An 18,688-nucleotide genomic window follows, 5' to 3' on the forward strand; every position below is an offset into this window, starting at 1 on the left:
AAATTTTTACGATTTTTATAGTTTTAAAGCAAAAATTTGGTAGGATTTTATGTTCAAACTAAAAAGGTATTTTAATGGGAAATTTATTTAATATCAAAGGTTTTTGGGCGTTTATAGCTATAATGTTTATAAACGCTAGTGTTGATTTAGGACATAAAATCACAATCCAAAATGTGCTTTTTAAGAGCTTTGACGGCGAATTTTTAGCGATTACAACGGCGATTGTAAATATGCTAATTTTGCTTCCGTTTATCCTATTTTTTAGCGTTGCAGGTTTTGTAAATGACAAATTCTCGCGCACAAAAGTCATAAGAGCTATGGCGTTACTTGGCGTTTTGCTTACGCTTTTAATCACGATTAGCTACTATTTTGGCTGGTTTTATGCTGCATTTGCGCTTACTCTTTTACTTGCATTTCAAAGTGCGATTTATTCGCCTGCAAAATATGGTCTAATAAAACGCTTTGTCGGACTTGAAAATTTGGGAACCGCAAACGGCTTGATTCAAGGAATCACGGTCGTTGCGATACTTTTTGCTTCATTGATTTTTTCTATAATTTTTGAAAAAATCGTCGTTGTCGGCGATGGCATAAACGAAACTTTGCAGTCGATTTGGTTTATCGGCGTTATTTTGGTGATTTGCGCGATAGCAGAAGCTGTTTTTGCATTTAAAATTCCATATTTTGAAGCTACAAATAGTGAAGCCAAATTTGAAGCAAAAAAATACTACACGCTAGGATATTTAAAAGAAAATTTAAATTTTGTGCTAAAAAGTAGTAATGTTCTGCTTTGCACGCTCGGACTTGGCGTATTTTGGGGCGTTTCGCAGCTTATTATCGCCGTTTTTCCGGCTCATTTTAAGGCAATTACCGGCATCGATAATGCAGCATTGGTTCAGCTGATTTTAGCGATGAGTATCATAGGGATCACGCTTGGTTCTATAACGGCGGGAAATTATTGCAAAAAACATATTGAAATGGGAATTGTGCCGTTTGGTGCGTTTGGTCTATTTTTGTGTTTAATGGGATTAGCAAATTCGCACTCTGTGTTTTGGATGATGGTTGCTAGTTTTGGATTTGGTTTTGCCGGGGGAATTTTTATCGTTCCTTTAAATGCAAATATCCAATTTTTCACGCCAGAACACAAAATGGGTCGCGTTTTGGCAGGAAGTAATTTTGTTCAAAATATTTTTATGCTTTTTGCCCTTGTTTTGGTTATTTTGCTTGTTAAATTTCCTATTGCCACAAGGCATATTTTGATTTTAGCAGCCATTTGTGTTTTGATAAGTGCGCTTTTTGCGATTAAATACTTACCGCATTTGTTTGTACGAATTTTGGCAATTCCTTTCCTAAAAATGGGCTATAAAGTAAATGTCGATGGCGTTGAAAATATACCACAAACAGGCGGTGTTTTGTTGCTTGGAAATCACATTAGCTGGATTGATTGGGCTGTCGTGCAAATCGCTTCCCCGCGCCCAATAAAATTTGCTATGCACAGAAGCTTTTACGATCTTTGGTATCTAAAATGGTTTTTGGAAATTTTCAAAGTTATTCCGATTGGCGCAGGAGTTAGCAAAAGCGCCATTGAAACTATTAGAACGAAATTAAACAACGGCGAAGTTGTAGCACTTTTCCCGGAAGGTCATATCAGCTACAACGGACGAATCGATGAATTCCAGCACGGCTTTGAAGTCGCAGCAGCCGATACTAACGCAAAAATCGTGCCGTTTTACATAAGGGGGCTTTGGGGTTCGACATTTTCAAGAGCCGACAAAAACTACAAAAAACTATTTTCAAAACACGGCAAATCGGCACTTCGTGTAAGTTTTGGCAAACCAATGGATATAAATTCAAAAGCACCGCAAGTCAAAGAAAAAGTGGTTGAATTATCATTTTTTAGCTGGGAAAAATATTTAAATTCGCTAGAACCTATGCAGTATAACTGGCTAAAACAGGCTAAAAGCAATCTTTTTAAAAAGGTTATGGTCGATACAACGGGACTAACAATGACAAATTTAAAGGTGCTAACGGCTTCGATTTTATTTCACAATAAATTTGAGAAAATTCTTGGTAAAAATAAAAATGTCGGCGTTGTTTTGCCAAGCTCGGTTATGGGAAGTATTGTAAATTTGGTGCTTTTTATGCTGGGAAAAGTCGTTGTAAATTTAAACTACACTTTAAGCGAAGAAAATTTAATCAAATGCTCTGAAATGGCTGAGTTAGAGCATATCATAACTTCTCGCACCTTTATCGAACGCTTAAAAGGTCGTGGATTTGACCTAGAAAGCAGTATCGGTGAGAAGCTAGTTTTCCTTGAAGACATAGGCAAAGAAATTTCGCAAAATGAGCGAGTAAAAGCACTTTTAAAAGCAGTTTTGTTGCCTAAATTTATGCTTGATTTTCTATATTTTCACTACACAAAAATCGACGATGAAGCGGTGATTTTATTTAGTAGCGGAAGCGAAGGCAACCCAAAAGGTGTGGTTTTGACGCATAAAAATTTAATGGCAAATATAAAACAAATCGCAGATTTGGTAAATGCTAGTAAAAATGAAGCGATTTTGGCAAATTTGCCGATTTTCCACTGCTTTGGACTAACGGTAACTGCGTATTTTCCGTTAAATGAAGGATTGCTTAGCATACATGTGCCTGATCCAACAGATGCATTTAGTGTCGGTAAAATGGCGGCAAAATATGGTGCGAGTTTGATGTTTGGCACTTCGACATTTTTGCGAATTTATACCAAAAATAAAAAATTAAATCCGTTGATGTTTTCAACTCTTCGCTTAGTCGTAGCAGGTGCCGAAAAACTAAATTCGGTGGTTCGCCAAGAATTTAAGATTAAATTTGGTATAGAAGCCTACGAAGGATACGGCGCAACCGAAACTGCGCCTGTGGTTTGTATAAATACGCCAAACATTTTAGAGCCTGATTTTTTTGGCGAACTAATTTTTAATAAACCAGGAAGCGTTGGGCTAACACTACCGGGAACTATCGTAAAAATCGTAGATCCAAATAGCTATGAAGAGCTTAAAAACGGCAAACAAGGCTTGGTTTTAATCGGCGGAAGCCAAGTTATGAAGGAATATTATAAAAATCCTGAAAAAACTGCCGAAGTCATCATCGAAAATGACGGCGTTAGATACTATAAAAGTGGCGATATAGGCTATAAGGACGACGATGGATTTTTATTTATCACTGATCGCCTTTCTAGATTTGCTAAAATCGGTGGCGAGATGATAAGTTTGGGCGCAGTTGAGAGTGCGTTAAGTGAAATTTTTAAAGATGAGATAAATTTTGCGTGTGCAAATGTTAGCGATGATAAAAAAGGCGAAAAAATCGTAATGCTTTATAGCGGTGAGCTAGGCGAAAGTGAGATTAATGAGCGGATAAAAAGCTCGAAAATCACGGGCATTATGCAACCAAGCGTAATCAAAAAAATCGATGAAATCCCTGTGCTTGGTAGCGGAAAAGTAAATTTCAAAGCGTTAAAAGAGTTAGCGAATACTTTGAGCGAGTAAAGAGCGAGTTTAATTGCCCTTTACCGCTTTTTTAGGATTTTTTTTATAAAATATTTAGTTAAATTTAAAAACGGAAAAAAGATTGAAAATAGCGATAATTAGGCTTTCGGCACTCGGCGATATAATTCAGACCTCGGTAGTCTTGCAATTTATCAAAAAAAATGTAGAAAATGCCGAAATTTACTGGGTTTGCGATGAAAAATTTGCCAAAATTTTAGAAAATTTGCCAAATTTAAACGGCATTATAAAAATTCCGCTTAAAGATAAAAAAATCGCAAAATCTTACCAAATTTTAAAAGAATTTAGTGGCAAATTTGATCTTATTTTGGATTTTCAAGGTTTGATTAAATCCGCCATTGTGGCTAGAATTTTAGGAAAAAACACTTTTGGATTTGACAAATTTAGCATTAGAGAGAGTTTTGCTGCAAATTTTTATAAAGATAAAATTTCTTGCGATTACGGCGAAAATACGATTATTCGCTATTTGACACTAGCAAGTAAGGCTTTGGGTTTTAAATTTGATGAAAATGAAATTTTAAATAAGCAAAAATGTTTTAGCACTAAGCCAACAAATTTAGAATTTGCTAACGCCAAAAAGGTCTTAATAGCGCCGTTTGCGAGTGAGCCAAGCAAATGTTACGACAAATTTAAGCAAGTTATAAATGGCTTAAACGCAGAAAAAATTTACATTTGTCATGGCAATGAAAACGAAAAAAAGCGTGCCGAACTCATCGCAGGGAGCTCTAACGCCGAAGTTTTGCCAAGTTTGAGTATAAATGAAATGATAAGCGTAGTGGAAAATATGAATTTGATTATCGGAAATGATAGTGCTATAACGCACCTTGCATGGGCGCAAAATGTGTGTTCAATCACGCTTTTTGGCAATCGTCCAAGCCGGCGAAACGCATATAAAACGCCGATAAATTTGGTGATCGATACGGGCAAAAAAATCGATCCAAAAAAAATCGATAAAAATGATTTTTGTATCAACGAAATACCGCCTGAAATGGTGATTTTAAAAGCAAACGAGTTGTTAAATGGATAAATTTTATCTATTTTTATATAAATTTTTTAATTTTTTAGTAAATGCCTTGCCAAATAAAATTGTATTAGGATTTTTAAATTTTATCGCATTTTGTTTTTATAAATTTGATAAAAAGCATTATCGCATAATGAGCGTAAATTTGGGCTTTTGCTTTCCAAATTTAGCTAAAAATGAAATCGATAAAATCATAAAATCAACATATAAAAATTTTGCATTTTTTGCTTATGATTTTTTAAAAAATCAAAATTTAGACAAAGAGCAAATTCTAGCAAAAGTAAATTTTATAAATTCGCATTTTTTAGAAAATTCACTTAATTCGGGACGACCGATTATAGTGCAAACGGCGCATTATGGTAACTGGGAGATAACTTCCCTAGCGATGGCGGCAAAATACGGCAAAGTTGCCATTGTAGGGCGAAGACTAAAAAGTGCCGTGATGAGCGAAATTTTAAGAAAAAAAAGAGAAAAATTTGATATAGAACTGATCGATAAAAAAGGCGGCGCAAAGCAGATGATGAGTGTGCTAAAAAAAGGGATAATGCTAGGAATTTTAGTCGATCAAGATGCCGGTTTTGAAGGTATCGAGTGCGAATTTTTTGGCAAAAAAATTATGCATACGCCTGTGGCTTCTGTGTTTGCGCAAAAGCTAAATGCTCTAATCGTTCCGGCTTTTGCCCGTAGGAATTTAGAAAATCCAAATTTAACGGACTTTGAATTTTACGAGCCTATCGACATAAACGAGATTAGCGAAAACGCCGTGCAAATCGCCACGCAAATGCAAAGCGATGCCACAAAAAAGGTCATAGAAGCTAAGCCCGATGAGTATTTTTGGATGCATAGAAAATTTAGGCATTTCTATGACGAAAGCTACAAAAAAGAGCTAGACAATGGATAAATTTTATCTATTTTTATATAAATTTTTTAATTTTTTAGTAAATGCCTTGCCAAATAAAATTGTATTAGGATTTTTAAATTTTATCGCATTTTGTTTTTATAAATTTGATAAAAAGCATTATCGCATAATGAGCGTAAATTTGGGCTTTTGCTTTCCAAATTTAGCTAAAAATGAAATCGATAAAATCATAAAATCAACATATAAAAATTTTGCATTTTTTGCTTATGATTTTTTAAAAAATCAAAATTTAGACAAAGAGCAAATTCTAGCAAAAGTAAATTTTATAAATTCGCATTTTTTAGAAAATTCACTTAATTCGGGACGACCGATTATAGTGCAAACGGCGCATTATGGTAACTGGGAGATAATGGGACTTGCTATGGGGGCAAAATTTGGTAAAATGAGTATAGTCGGGCGAAAGCTTGATAGTGTGGCGATGGATAAAATTTTAACCAAAAATAGGGTAAAATTTGACATAGAGTTGATTTCGAAAAAAGGCGGTGCAAAAGAAATGCTAAGAGCGCTTAAAAACGGCAGAATGCTTGGAATTTTAGTCGATCAAAATGCAGGAGATGAGGGCATAGAGTGCGAATTTTTTGGTAAAAAAATATCTCACACGCCAGCAGCTTCTGTGTTTGCGCAAAAGTTAAATGCCCTAATCGTTCCTTTTTTTGCCCGTAGAAACGGGGAAAGCATGACTGATATTGAATTTTACGAGCCTATCGACATAAACAAGCTTGGCAAAAACGCCGTGCAAATCGCCACGCAAATGCAAAGCGATGCCACAAAAAAAGTTATCGAAACTGGGCCCGATGAGTATTTTTGGATGCATAAAAAATTTAATCACTACTATGAAGAGAGTTATAAATGAGCCAATTTTACGGAGCGAAGAGATAAAATGAAAATTTTAGTTATGAAATTTAGGCGTATCGGTGATGTGCTACTAACTACTCCGCTTTTAGAAAATTTAAGACATTTTTACGGGGACGCCGAAATTCATTTTGCTCTAAATCGTAGCTCAAAAGAGATGATAACGCAAAATCCAAATGTAGCAAAAATTCACATTTATGAGCGAGAAAAGATAAAAAATGCAAATATCTTTGCTAGAATTTGGGGAGAGATTAAATTTGCTCTTGAATTAAGGCGAGAAAAATTTGACATTATTATCCAAACCACAGAAGGCGATCGTGGGCTTATTTTGGCTATTTTAAGCGGCGCAAAAGAGATTGTTGCCTATCCTACAAGACACACGCAGTTAAATAAATTTATTACAAAAAGTTTGAAACATAGCGAAGAAAAACATACGGTAGAACAGAATTTAGATGTTTTGCGAGTTTTAGGATTTGAGCCTGTTAGTAAAAAAGTTTCTATCTATTTTGATGATTTTAGAGAAAAATTCAACGATTTGCCACAAAATTTTATTCATATCCATCTAATGAGTATAGATTTTTTTAAATGTTTAAGCGATGAACTTGCTGCTAAGATTATCGATTTTTGCGAGATTGATTTAGGCATAAAAGTCATTATAACTGGTGATAAAAATGAAGATGAAATGCAAAAAAATGAGCAAATTTTAAGCCTTTGCAAATCAAATCCTATTAAATTTTTAGGAAATTTAAGTTTAAAAGAAGTGGCATTTTTAAACTCAAAAGCTAGACTTTTTATCGGCGTGGATACTTCTATAATGCATATTAGTGCTGCAAATAATACGCCTGTTATCGCATTTTTTGGACCAAGCGGTGCATTTGAATGGGGGCCTTGGGATAATGATTTGCAAAAAAGTAATTATCTAGCTAGAAAAGGAATCCAAAGCACAAATAAGCACATCGTTATCCAAGATGACAGGCATTGCGTTCCGTGCGGTGCGAAAGGTTGTGAGAATTCGGGCATTAGCAAGTGCTTAACAGAGTTAAATTTTGAACAAATTTGTAAGATTATTAAATTTAAGGCACAAGAGATAAATTTGATAAATTAATCATTAAATAAACCAAATTCTTTTATTTTTTCATATACTTCGATTGGTTTGATTTGACGCATACCTTTTTGGCAGATACATTTTCTATCTTCGCAAAGTTTGCAAATAATCGGTTTTTGGATAAATTTGTGAATTTCTTGGTCGTAGTTTGGATATACTTCTTTGTGATTGCTACTTCCATAAAGCGATATAGTTGGTGTTCTAGTGGCTATGGCTATGTGAAGCGGGCCAGTATCTGGGGTGATAAATAAATTTAGTTTTGAAATTAGGGCGGCTGATTTTTTAAGATTAAAATTCCCCGCTAAATTTAAAACCCTATCGCTACCTAAAATTTGCTCTAATTTATCGGTTATTTTACGCTCACCCGGGCTTCCTGTGAAAATTATTTTTATATTTTCGTGTTTTAAAAGCATTTTTGCTAGCTCACCCCAATACTCAAAAATCCACTGCCTAGAAATCACGCTTGCTCCCATTTGAAAGCCGATAAATTTAAATTTCTTGGAGTTTTCAAAAATCTCATTAACACTAGTAAAATCATCATCATCAAAGAAAATTTGCATTTTTGTATCGCTACTATCAATACCGATAAATTTAAGCTGATTTAATCTTCTTTGCACTACATATTCGTTTAAATTTTCATCGCTTGGCAAATTTGAGTGAAATTTATTAAATTCATTATGTAAATTTGGCAGTTTAAAAATATATTTTGCACCGCTAAAAACTGCTAATGGCGTGGCTTGTGGCTCGTTTGAGTGCAAAATAAAAATGGTATCGATTTTTTTATTTTTTAAAATTTTTGCAATCTGAAAAAAATTTCGCCATTTGTTGCGATACAAAATAATTTCATCTAAATTTGGATCGTTTTTAAAGAGTTCATAATTTCTGGGATCTAAAACGCAAGTGAGTTTTTTATTCGGAAAATTTTGTTTAAAAGCACGAAAAACAGGTGTGTTAAACAAGGTATCGCCGATAGCAGAATTTGAAAAAAAACATACATTTTCAAATTCGTCTGAATTTACAAATTCGCTTTTTTTTATGCGTTTATTTAAAAGTAAAAATTTGATTATAAATTTACCAAAATCAATTTTCATTTGTTACCGCTTCTTTATTTTTATAGTTTAATACTATAAAAAGTGCGCACATTGCGATTATTGGTTTAAGTCCGCCAAACCATTCAAAAGTTCCTCTTACCAAATAAAAAGAGACGACACTAAGTGCTACACTAAAAAGTAAATAATTATTTCTTTTGACAAATTCACTCATACCTTTATAGATAATATAAAAAACTAGTGCTATAAAAAATATAACCCCAACCCCTACATGGTAATAATAAGCTATAAATGCAGGTTCGTCATGAAAATAATGTATAAATTTTACCTTTTTGTTTTTATCTCTTTCTACTCTGGCAGGGCCTAGATTTCCGGTAGCTTTATCTCTGTTATCAAAAATAAATTTTTCATATTGATCTGTTCCGTAACCTAAGCCTATTAAGGCTCTGTCGCTATTTAGGATTAACGGCAAACGATTTTTTAAAATCAAATCTCTTCCGCTAGAAGTTTTTTGTGTTAGTTTATATTTTATATGCGGAAAGGTTTCGTATGCTACGGTTGCCACGCCGCCAACTAGTGCAAAAAACAACCCAATATATAGTGCCGTTTTTAGACTAAATTTATTTTTAAAAATAAAAAACAGAAAGCAGAGTAAAAATACTACAAACATTGCCAACCAACTTGCCCTAGCACCGCTTAAAATATCCAAAACAACTACCATTGCTAAAAGAAGTGCTAATGCTACCTGCAACCAAATTCGTTTTTTTACAAACAAAAATGCTATAAGAGAAAAAGCAAAAAGCCCATCTACGCATATAGAATAATCCCTATATACTACATTTACTCTTTTTTGCAACATCTTTGGATCAAATTCTATGACACTTTTGATAATAGTATAAATCGATTCATAAAAAAGCGAACCGACTAAAACCCAAAAAATGATTTTTGATCTTTTTTCGCTTCCGTCAAACCAAAAAAATAGCAAAACAAAAAGTAGATACTCTTTTTTTACAACTCGCATAAATTCTTTAACCGAATTATGCGTAGAATCGTATGGAAAAAGCGAAGAAGCAAAAGTTACCAAAACTAGTAGCAATAATATTAAAAACATAGTTTTATTTCTAAAAAAATTTTCTTTAAATCTAGCTATCGCTATTTCTCGGCACAAGATTAAAAAAAACATTATCAACACAACGCTAGTATATACGCCTATACTTTTTATGATATTTAAGTTCATTATAAATTCGGCAAAAAAATACAAACAGACAAAAACAAATATTGCGTTATCAAAAATTTTTATTTTTTTTTCACTTGAAATTATCATTTATCGGTCTTTTTTCTAAAAATTTGGGTATTATAACAAAAAAATTATTAAAAAAATGGAATATGAAATTTATGAAACAAATTATTTTTATTAATAGTTATCAAGGGCGATAAATGCGAATTTTGATTGAGCTTCCGTCGTGGTTAGGTGATGGCGTGATGGCGAGTGCGGCGGTTGAAAATTTATGCGCGAATTTTGATAATGCAAAAATAGTCTTTTTTGGCTCGTTTGCTAGTGCAAATTTATACGAAAATCACCCCAATTGCGAAAAAATCGTTATAGATGAAAGCAGAAAAAGCAAATTTAGGCTTTTAAATTTGATAAAAACAGCAAAAAATCTTGGCAAATTTGACATCGCCGTGAGTTTTCGTTCGCATTTTGCAAGCAGAGTTTTTCTTAAATTCGCTAGTGTCAGGCGTAAATTTATATTTAAAAACAATGGTGAAAAAATTCATCAAGTGCAAAAATATCTAAATTTTGTGAATTCTGCCTTGAATTTGCAAAATTTAACGCAAGATCAAAAGTTGTATTTTGAAAAAAAATCGCTTCTAAATTCACCAAAAAAACTTTTAGGACTAAATCCGGGAGCTACCTACGGCTCGGCAAAACGTTGGTATCCTGCTTATTTTGCCGAAGTGGCGACTGCTTTGAAAGACAGATTTGGCATTGTGATTTTTGGGGGAGTGGGCGAAAAGGGAATTTGCGATGAAATCGAGCAAATTTTAAGGCAAAATGGCGTAGTTTGTGTGAATTTATGTGGAAAAACGAGCATAAAAGAGCTTTGCGAAAATATCGCAAATTTAGATCTTTTTATCACAAACGATAGCGGTCCTATGCACATCGCAGCAGCTTTTAAAATCCCAAGTGTGGCAGTTTTTGGACCGACTAGATTTGATGAGACTTCGCCGTATGGGAACAAAAATGCAAAAATCGTTCATCTAAATTTGCCATGTATGCCCTGTATGAAGCGAATTTGTCCGTTAAAAACGCACGAGTGCATGAAAAATTTAACGCCAAAAATGGTTTTGGGAGCAGTAGCTTCACTAAATTTATAAATTTAAATTTGAAAATATTTATTTCCGCTTAAATATTTATCTTTAAATCTTAGCCATCTAAGTTTTGTTGAATGTTTTGGTTGGATTATTTTTTTATCAGCTATTGCTCGTTGATTTCTTGATATTTGCAAGTTTGAATTTTCTTCCGTCAGGTCTTCATGGTGAAAAATATCGGTATAATATAAATTAAAATTTATTTTTTGCGAGAAAAATTTATAATTATCTGCTTCGCAAAGTGTATTTCTTTGAGTATCTAAAAGGCTTTGGGCAATTTTTCTATCTAGAACATAAGCAAAAGCCCCCGTTAGCAAATAGTGAGCAAATTTTGAAACTAAAATTAGATTATCATCTTCTTTTTTTCCCCAAATTGTTTCTAAATTTTTTCTCTTACCGCAGTGAAATATGCTATTTTTAGGTAATTTCTCGGCTAATTCAAAAGCTTTATTGATACACTCATCGCTACCTATAACATCATCTTCTAAAATCAAGCAGTATTCTGCGCCTGAATTTAAAAATTTTTCGTATGCTTTTATGTGTGAAAGCGAACAGGCAACTTCATTTGGAGCTAGAAGTATGGAGTATTCAGTTAGCGAATTTATCATATATTTGTAGTATTCTTTTGACGGTATTTTGCTACCATCTACGGCGTCGATGATTTCAAATTCATCATAGCTTTTAAATTGTTTTTTTAAATTTTGCCTTCTTTCGGTATCTCTTTCCAAAGAAATTACATAAACGGGATATTTCATATTTTATTCCATATACGCCTTATCCACGCCACCGCAAATGGTGTGAATAATCAAAATATGCATTTCTTGGATTCTGGCTGTATCGTCGCTAGGGACTACTAAATTTAGCTCACACGCTTCGTTCATCGCGCCGCCGCCTTTGCCGCTAAAACCTATCGTTCGCATACCGATTTTTTTGGCGACTTCAAAGGCATTTAGCACATTTTTGCTATTTCCGCTGGTCGAAATCCCCACCAAAACATCGCCCGTTCGTCCGATTGCACCGCATTGTCTAGCAAAAACCGCATCATACCCATAGTCATTTCCGATGGCTGTTAATGCCGAAGTATCGGTGGTAAGGGCGATTCCTGCTAACGGAGTTCGCTCGGTTTTATACCTACCGCTTAGTTCTGCTGCGAAATGTTGGCTATCTGCGGCACTTCCGCCGTTGCCACATATCAAAACTCTCCCGCCGTTTTTAAGGCACTCTACTATAATATCAGTCGCTTTTTTGACTGCACCGCTTAAATTCGCCGTTTTTTGTGCGGCTTCTAAATGTGCTTTTAATTCATTTTCAAACATTTTTTAACCTTTAATTTTATTTATCAAATTTGTTGTGCTTTTACCTTCAACGAATTCTATCAGTTTTGTTTCCTTAGCAAATTCGCTGCCAACCACTTTTTTGCCTGTGTAATCCGCACCTTTTACCAAAATATCAGGTTTTAGGGCTTTGATTAAGTCGTGTGGCGTATCATCGTCAAAAATCACCACAAAATCCACGCACTCTAATGCCGCTAACATTTTAGCTCTATCATTTTGCTCATTTACTGGACGCGGATCGCCTTTTAGGGCTTTTACTGAGCGATCTGAGTTTAGCCCCACAATCAAAATATCGCCAAGCTCTTTTGCCTTTTGTAGATACGAAATATGCCCCACATGCAAAATATCAAAGCAACCGTTTGTGAAAACCACTTTTTTATCTTTTAGATAAAGCCCTAAAAGTGTCGGTAAATCGACAATCTTTCGCTCTAAGCCGATTTTCGTGCTTTTTAGGGCTTCGATTTCGCTCCAAGCAGCATCTGCCGAGCCTACTTTGCCGACCACGACCGCGGCTGCTAAATTTGCAGTTTCTATGGCTTCATCTATGTTTGCTCCACTTGCCAAGCAGTATCCCAAAGTCGCTAAAACGCTATCTCCGGCGCCCGTTACATCAAAAACCTCTTTGGCAAGTGCAGGAAAAGAGCGAATTTGCAAATTTTCATCGCATAAAATAATGCCTTCTTCGCTAAGCGTTATAAGACCATATTTTAGAGCGAATTTTTCTTTTAAATTTTGCACGGCTTGATTTATGCTTTGTGATGAATTTAGATCCGTATCTAGCGCGATTCCTGCTTCTTTTTTATTTGGCGTAAGAAGCGTAGCACCTTTGTATTTTGAGTAATCCTTGCCTTTTGGATCGACTAAGACCATTTTGTTTTTAGCCGTAGTTTTGGTAATGATTTCTTGGCATAAATTTTTACTCAAAACGCCCTTGCCGTAATCGCTTAGCAAAACTAAGTCGTATCTGCTTAAAATTTCATCGAATTTATTGATTATTTCGCTTTCGCACGAAATATCGCAAACGCTTTCGGTATCAACCCTCAAAACCTGCTGGTGAGCGACCATTATGCGTGATTTTTGGCTAGATTTTCGCCCTTTTTCTTTTATGACTAGCTCAGCTTTTGCGCCACGAAGCGAGATTAAATTTAATATTTCTTCGCCAAGGCTGTCGTCTCCGATTACGCTTATGACACCGACCTGGGCCCCAAGGGCGATCAAATTTGAAACGACATTTCCGCTTCCGCCAAGTCTTTTGTTTTCATTTTGCTTTAAAACGACTTGCACTGGGGCTTCTGGCGAAATTCTATCGCAACTCCCCCAAATATAATGATCTATCATCAAATCGCCGATAACTAGTATTTTAGCCATTTTTCAAACTCTCATGAATTTTAATTATTTCAGGTAGATAATCCTTGATCCCTGCTTCTAGTGTCCATTTTGGCGTATAACCAAGTGCCATTTTGGTTGGCTCAATGTCGGCTTGTGTGAAAAACTGATATTGTGAGCTAAATGGATTTGGGATATATTCATTGCCGCAACTCGTGCCAAGTTCGTTTTGTAAAATGTCGGCTATGTCTTGGAAGCTTCTAGCATTTCCTGTTCCGACATTAAAAATGCCGTTAGTATCTGATTTCATGGCAAGTTCGTTAGCGTTAATAATATCTCTTATATAGATAAAATCTCTAAAAATTTTATCGCTTCCGACAAAGAGTTTTGGTGCGTTTCCGCCCAAAATTTGCAAACCAAACACAAGCACCATTGAAGCGGTTTTGTTTTTGAAAAATTCGCCACCGCCATAGACATTAAAATACCTTAAACCAATAGTTTTGGTGCCAAATTCTTTATCAAATTTCAAAGCCGTTTTATCCATCATAAGTTTGCTAAAACCATAAACATTGTTTGGATTTTCGCATTCAAATACCTTTTGTGGGGCACTAGCATTACCATAAGTTGCTGCTGAGCTTGCATAAATGAGCTTTGCATTTAAATCACGCGAAATTTCAAGCAGATCATAAAATGAGTTTAAATTTACCTTTAAAAGTTCGTCTTGTTCGCTCACGGTCGTATCGGAAATGGCTGCTTCGTGGAAAATAACATCAGGTTTGAAGTGCCTAATTTTTTGCATTGTCTTTTCATCGCAAATGTCGCCACAATAAATCTCCCCGTCAAATCCTAGCAAATTTTTAAAATGCCCGAAACTTCGTAAGTTGCCGTTGCTAAAAGTTTTGTTTGAGCGAAAGCTATCGACCACCAAAACTTCATGTTCAGCCATAAAGTGTTTTGCTAAATTTGAGCCGATAAATCCGCCGCCGCCTGTGATAACTATTCTCATAAATTATCCTTTATTTTTTCATAAATTTCATATAAATTTGCTCCGTCAATACCTATTTGATAAGCATTTGCCAAATTCGCATTTTTGGCTGCTTCTATATCGCTAGGCTTATCGCCGATTAAGACCGAATTTTTCGGATCTATTTTAAATTCGTTTATCGCTTGCAAAATCATACCTGCACGCGGTTTTCTGCACTCGCAACCAAATTCGGGGCTATGCGGACAAAAATAAACTTTATCGATAAAAACGGCGTTTTTAGCGAATTCTTCGAGCATAAATTTATTTAAATTTTCAAAATCTCCAAGACTATAAAAACCTCTGCCGATGCCTGATTGATTTGTAACGATGATAAGCAAAAAACCAAGCTTTTTAAAGCCTTTTAACGCTTCAAAAACGCCGTCAATAAAATGAAAATCAGCGATTTTGCTTACATATCCGCTATCTTCGTTTATAACTCCGTCCCGATCCAAAAAAATAGCCTTATTCATAACGGGTATTTTACTTGAAATTTGATTAAATTTGATTTATTTGATTATTATTTTTTGATTTTTTAAAATTTTTATTTGAATTTTTTTGAGAATATTTATTATAAATTTATTTTATGATATAGAATATCAGTTTAATTTAAAGAAAAAAATTTTATAATAGCAATTATCAAATTAAAAATTGAAAAAGGAAAATAAAATGAGAGTTTTGGTTATCGGGGCTGATGAAATAACTCCCATAAAGGCAGTTTTAAGGAATTTAGGCGCAAAAGATATAGAGCACTGGGACGCTAGAAACGAAAATAGGGTAAATCGAAAGCCAATTCCCGCTGGAACTGACTGCGTGGTTATGCTAACAAGTTTTTTAAATCACAACACTATGAAAAAAATCAAAAGTGAAACTAAAAAACTAAAAATTCCGTTAGTTTGCGCTAAAAGAAGCGTTAGCTGCGTGTATTGTGAGTATTGTAAGGTTTTTAATTTAAATCAAGAATTTTCTTGCTCGTCGTGTGCGGAGTAATTTTTTGCAAAATCCTACAAAAAATAACGAAAAATTCGGCTTTTGCGAAAACGGCGAGTTCGTGCCAAGAATTTTTTCAAATTTGAAAAAAGAGAAAATTTCAGAGATTTTTTTAACGATTTATAATGCAAATGTTGATAAAGATTATAGAATTCCGCCAAAATTTGCAAAAAATTGCACTACATTAAATCAAATTTTTAAGAATTTTATAGCGCAAAATTTAGTGAAAAAACCACTAAATTTTAAAAAAATAACCAAATTTTGTGTATCTTCAAATTTGATTATTTTTTCATTTTTACAAAATAAACCGCAACCAAATTTGGCAAATTTACCGAATTTAAAAGTTGCTAAAATAATTTTTTTATTAAGAAGTGCGTTTGATTTTGGCATAGAATTTGATGCAAATTCTTGTTTTAAAAATTTTGTTTTTGATAAAATCTCGCATAAAAATAAAAACTTAAAGATCACCTTTGATGACGATATTATCGTCATCAAAAAAGATAAATTTAGACTTGGAATTGTGCCAAATTTTAAAGAAATTTCAAATTTAAACACGGAAAATTTTAGCCATGATTTGCAAAATGCACTTTTACAAAAAGGCAAATTCGATATGCTTTATTTAGTTTATCCAAGAAGTGCGAATTTTAGGCGACATATCGAGATAAAAAGCTTCGAATTTGAGCCAAATTTAAAAGTAAAACTTGTTCCATATAGCATAAATAACAAAATTTTTTGAAAGGAAATAAAATGGTAGGAATTATTTTTGGTAGTTCTATGGGAAATACAGAGGACGCCGCAAAGGCGATTTCTGCGTGTTTGGGTTTAGAAAACGAGGTGGTAAATGTCGCCGACATAAGTCCTAGCGATTTAAACAAATTCTCATCGCTTATTATCGGAAGTTCGACCTGGAACGACGGCGAGTTACAAGATGACTGGGCGGATTTCGATTTTGACGGGCTTGAAGTATCAGGCAAAGTTGTTGCGATTTTTGGTATGGGCGATAGTTCGAGCTATTCGGATGCTTATTGCAATGCAATGGGCGAACTTTACGAAAAATTCGTTGCAAAAGGTGCTAAAATAGTTGGTGCAGTCGCCACCGACGGATATGAATTCGATGATAGTAACGCAGTAAAAGACGGCAAATTTGTAGGCTTAGCACTTGATAACGACAATCAAAGCGACTTGACGCAATCTCGCATAGAAGCGTGGGTGGGACAGATAAAATCTGAACTTGCATAAATTTTTACTCTTTTTAAACCAAATTTGTGAATTTGCAAATTTGGTTTTTCTTGCGATGACTATACCGAATTTTCTGATTAATTTTTTTTAAAAATTTATCCTAAAATTTAAAAATTTTTCTGTAAAATACCACAAAAATTTACAAAAGGATTTAAAATGCCGTTACTTGATAGCTTCAAAGTCGATCATACTAAAATGCAAGCTCCCGGCGTTCGCCTAGCAAAAACGATGAAAAGCAAAAAAGGCGACATTATCAGCGTTTTTGATTTGCGTTTTTGCAGACCGAACTACGAAATTTTAGGCGAAAAGGGAATTCACACGCTTGAACATCTGTTTGCAGGATTTATGCGAGAACATCTAAATTCTAGCGAAGTCGAAATAATCGACATTTCGCCTATGGGTTGCAGGACGGGCTTTTATATGAGTTTGCTTGGAAATCCTAGCGAAAGCTCGGTTATTTCGGCGTGGAAAGCTTCTATGAAAGATATTTTAAATGTCGCTTCGCAAAGCCAAATTCCGGAACTAAATCCGTATCAATGTGGAACTTACAAAATGCATAGCTTAGATGAAGCAAAGCTTATCGCCAAAAACATTTTAAATCGCGGAATTTGTGTGATTAAAAATGATGATATAAAGCTTGATTTATCACTTATAAAAAATAGCTGAAAAAGGTGTAAATTTGTAACAAAAAATTATATAAAATCAGTATAAAAAATATATATTAAAATGAGAATTGTTACAAATTTACACACTTTTTATACAAATTTAACCTTTATTTTTTGATTTTCTGTTTTTTTTTTTTTGTTTCCGATATAATGATAACAAGACTTATGTTTATATAAAAATGGTTTTTAACTATATTAAAAGCCAAATTTTAGGAGCAAAAAATGAAAAAAATTTCATTGTGTGTGGCGTTATTGGCGTCAGTATTGACAGGCTCATTTGCGGATTCATTAGATGAAATTCGCGAAAACAAACATATCAGGATCGGCGTTTATGAAGCTGAACCGCCGTTTGGCAAACAGCTAGAAGACGGCAGTTTCGAAGGATTTGAAGTCGAACTTGCAAAAGTTTTGGCTGATAGAATTTTTGAAGGAAACGGTGGCGAAATAGAATTAATTCCCGTTACAAACGAGGTGCGTTTTCCTATGCTTCAAAAAAACGAAGCCGACATGATCGTAGCTGCGGTTAGTGTTACAGAAGATAGAAAACCTTTGGCTGATTTTTCGATGCCGTATTTTTCGGTAAATTTGGGAATTCTAACTAAAAAATCATCAAAGATCACTTCACTTCAAGAGTTCAACGAAAAAAAACTAGGCGCGCTTAAAAAGACCACAGGTGAAGCCTTTGCTATGAAAAAGGCTCTAAATATGGTTTATTGCAACGATTCTGTTGATTGTTATCAAAAATTAAAAAGCGGAGAGATTGACGGCTATGTCAATAACAACCTTTTCGTTTATGCTTACCCGATTTTAGATGATAGTGTTGAAGTTCCATTGGGAAATCTTGGAAATACCGTATTTTTGGCGATTGCAGTGCAAAAAGGAAATGAAACTCTTTTAAATTTCATTAACCAAGAACTTATAAAACTTAGCAAAGAAGGCTTTTTTAAAGAAGCTTACAACAACACTTTTGAGCCGTTTTATAAAGGCACGGTCAATAAAAAATACTTCTTGCTAGATGATTTGTATAATTCATTTTTCTAAAAAATAAGCCTTTTCATTTTTAACTCAAATTCGGATTTTAGCTTTGGCTAAAATCCGAATTTTGTTTTTATGGTTATAAATTTTCAAAACAATACTAAATGTAATTTAAACTACAAATGCCGACGATTTTTTGTGTTGCGCAGTAAATTTTTGGCAAGATAAGCCGTCTGGCTATCGAACCAAAAATTTACAAGCTCACAAAAAAGCTAGGCTGAAT

Annotated in this window: 18 protein-coding genes; 11 read left to right on the top strand and 7 right to left on the bottom strand. The window is 34.2% G+C overall.

Annotated elements, in window-relative coordinates:
* Window positions 1-74: 74 nt before the first annotated feature.
* The 5 genes from PF028_RS07160 to PF028_RS07180 all read left to right on the top strand — a co-directional run bounded on the left by PF028_RS07160 (window position 75) and on the right by PF028_RS07180 (window position 7,433).
* Window positions 75-3,518 carry an acyl-[ACP]--phospholipid O-acyltransferase gene (locus tag PF028_RS07160; protein WP_270860515.1) on the top strand — a complete coding sequence of 1,148 codons (3,444 nt, stop codon included), beginning with the start codon at window positions 75-77 and terminating at the stop codon, window positions 3,516-3,518.
* A gap of 82 nt (window positions 3,519-3,600) precedes the next feature.
* Window positions 3,601-4,563, top strand: a complete 963-nt coding sequence (waaC, locus tag PF028_RS07165; protein WP_270860516.1) for a lipopolysaccharide heptosyltransferase I — start codon at window positions 3,601-3,603, stop codon at window positions 4,561-4,563.
* A complete protein-coding gene (locus PF028_RS07170; protein WP_270860517.1) occupies window positions 4,556-5,458 on the top strand; it encodes a lipid A biosynthesis lauroyl acyltransferase in 903 nt (300 codons plus the stop codon). The genes waaC and PF028_RS07170 overlap by 8 nt, the downstream gene beginning before the upstream one ends.
* Window positions 5,451-6,329, top strand: a complete 879-nt coding sequence (locus PF028_RS07175) for a lipid A biosynthesis lauroyl acyltransferase (protein ID WP_270860518.1) — start codon at window positions 5,451-5,453, stop codon at window positions 6,327-6,329. The genes PF028_RS07170 and PF028_RS07175 overlap by 8 nt, the downstream gene beginning before the upstream one ends.
* Before the next feature lie 27 nt (window positions 6,330-6,356).
* Window positions 6,357-7,433, top strand: coding sequence for a glycosyltransferase family 9 protein (locus PF028_RS07180; RefSeq protein ID WP_270860519.1), 1,077 nt, complete (start codon window positions 6,357-6,359; stop codon window positions 7,431-7,433).
* Here PF028_RS07180 and PF028_RS07185 read toward each other — a convergent pair.
* Together PF028_RS07185 and PF028_RS07190 are read right to left on the bottom strand one after the other, a co-directional pair.
* A complete protein-coding gene (locus tag PF028_RS07185; RefSeq protein WP_270860520.1) occupies window positions 7,430-8,524 on the bottom strand; it encodes a glycosyltransferase family 9 protein in 1,095 nt (364 codons plus the stop codon). The genes PF028_RS07180 and PF028_RS07185 overlap by 4 nt on opposite strands.
* Window positions 8,514-9,806: an O-antigen ligase family protein gene (locus PF028_RS07190; RefSeq protein WP_270860521.1), complete on the bottom strand. Its 1,293-nt coding sequence runs from the start codon at window positions 9,804-9,806 to the stop codon at window positions 8,514-8,516. The genes PF028_RS07185 and PF028_RS07190 overlap by 11 nt, the downstream gene beginning before the upstream one ends.
* A 113-nt stretch (window positions 9,807-9,919) precedes the next feature.
* Here PF028_RS07190 and waaF point away from each other — a divergent pair, with 113 nt between their 5' ends.
* Window positions 9,920-10,861, top strand: coding sequence for a lipopolysaccharide heptosyltransferase II (waaF, locus tag PF028_RS07195; RefSeq protein ID WP_270860522.1), 942 nt, complete (start codon window positions 9,920-9,922; stop codon window positions 10,859-10,861).
* A gap of 2 nt (window positions 10,862-10,863) precedes the next feature.
* Here the strand turns inward: waaF and PF028_RS07200 are convergent, their stop codons facing one another.
* Genes PF028_RS07200 through gmhB form a run of 5 tightly spaced genes read right to left on the bottom strand, consistent with a single transcriptional unit; the run spans window position 10,864 to window position 15,009 of the window.
* A complete protein-coding gene (locus tag PF028_RS07200) occupies window positions 10,864-11,610 on the bottom strand; it encodes a glycosyltransferase family 25 protein (protein ID WP_270860523.1) in 747 nt (248 codons plus the stop codon).
* 3 nt (window positions 11,611-11,613) lie between these two features.
* Window positions 11,614-12,171, bottom strand: coding sequence for a D-sedoheptulose 7-phosphate isomerase (gmhA, locus tag PF028_RS07205; protein WP_270860524.1), 558 nt, complete (start codon window positions 12,169-12,171; stop codon window positions 11,614-11,616).
* A 3-nt stretch (window positions 12,172-12,174) separates the two neighbouring features.
* Window positions 12,175-13,557: a D-glycero-beta-D-manno-heptose-7-phosphate kinase gene (gene rfaE1 / locus PF028_RS07210; protein WP_270860525.1), complete on the bottom strand. Its 1,383-nt coding sequence runs from the start codon at window positions 13,555-13,557 to the stop codon at window positions 12,175-12,177.
* Window positions 13,550-14,521: an ADP-glyceromanno-heptose 6-epimerase gene (gene rfaD / locus PF028_RS07215; RefSeq protein WP_270860526.1), complete on the bottom strand. Its 972-nt coding sequence runs from the start codon at window positions 14,519-14,521 to the stop codon at window positions 13,550-13,552. Before rfaD ends, rfaE1 begins: the two co-directional genes overlap by 8 nt.
* On the bottom strand, window positions 14,518-15,009 hold the full coding sequence (gene gmhB, locus PF028_RS07220; protein WP_270860527.1) for a D-glycero-beta-D-manno-heptose 1,7-bisphosphate 7-phosphatase: 492 nt from the start codon (window positions 15,007-15,009) through the stop codon (window positions 14,518-14,520). The genes rfaD and gmhB overlap by 4 nt, the downstream gene beginning before the upstream one ends.
* Before the next feature lie 196 nt (window positions 15,010-15,205).
* Between gmhB and PF028_RS07225 the strand changes: the two genes are divergently transcribed.
* The 5 genes from PF028_RS07225 (at window position 15,206) to PF028_RS07245 (ending at window position 18,471) form a co-directional block, all read left to right on the top strand.
* Entirely contained in the window at window positions 15,206-15,526 is a 321-nt protein-coding gene (locus tag PF028_RS07225) for a DUF2325 domain-containing protein (protein WP_270860528.1), read from the top strand.
* 4 nt (window positions 15,527-15,530) lie between these two features.
* Window positions 15,531-16,262, top strand: coding sequence for a hypothetical protein (locus tag PF028_RS07230; RefSeq protein WP_270860529.1), 732 nt, complete (start codon window positions 15,531-15,533; stop codon window positions 16,260-16,262).
* 11 nt (window positions 16,263-16,273) lie between these two features.
* On the top strand, window positions 16,274-16,765 hold the full coding sequence (fldA, locus tag PF028_RS07235) for a flavodoxin FldA (protein WP_270860530.1): 492 nt from the start codon (window positions 16,274-16,276) through the stop codon (window positions 16,763-16,765).
* Window positions 16,766-16,921: 156 nt separating this feature from the next.
* A complete protein-coding gene (gene luxS / locus PF028_RS07240) occupies window positions 16,922-17,431 on the top strand; it encodes an S-ribosylhomocysteine lyase (protein WP_270860531.1) in 510 nt (169 codons plus the stop codon).
* Window positions 17,432-17,652: 221 nt separating this feature from the next.
* Window positions 17,653-18,471, top strand: coding sequence for a transporter substrate-binding domain-containing protein (locus PF028_RS07245; protein WP_270860532.1), 819 nt, complete (start codon window positions 17,653-17,655; stop codon window positions 18,469-18,471).
* Window positions 18,472-18,688 lie beyond the last annotated feature (217 nt).

The organism is Campylobacter sp. CN_NE2, assembly GCF_027797465.1.
In the GTDB taxonomy this organism is placed as follows: domain Bacteria; phylum Campylobacterota; class Campylobacteria; order Campylobacterales; family Campylobacteraceae; genus Campylobacter_B.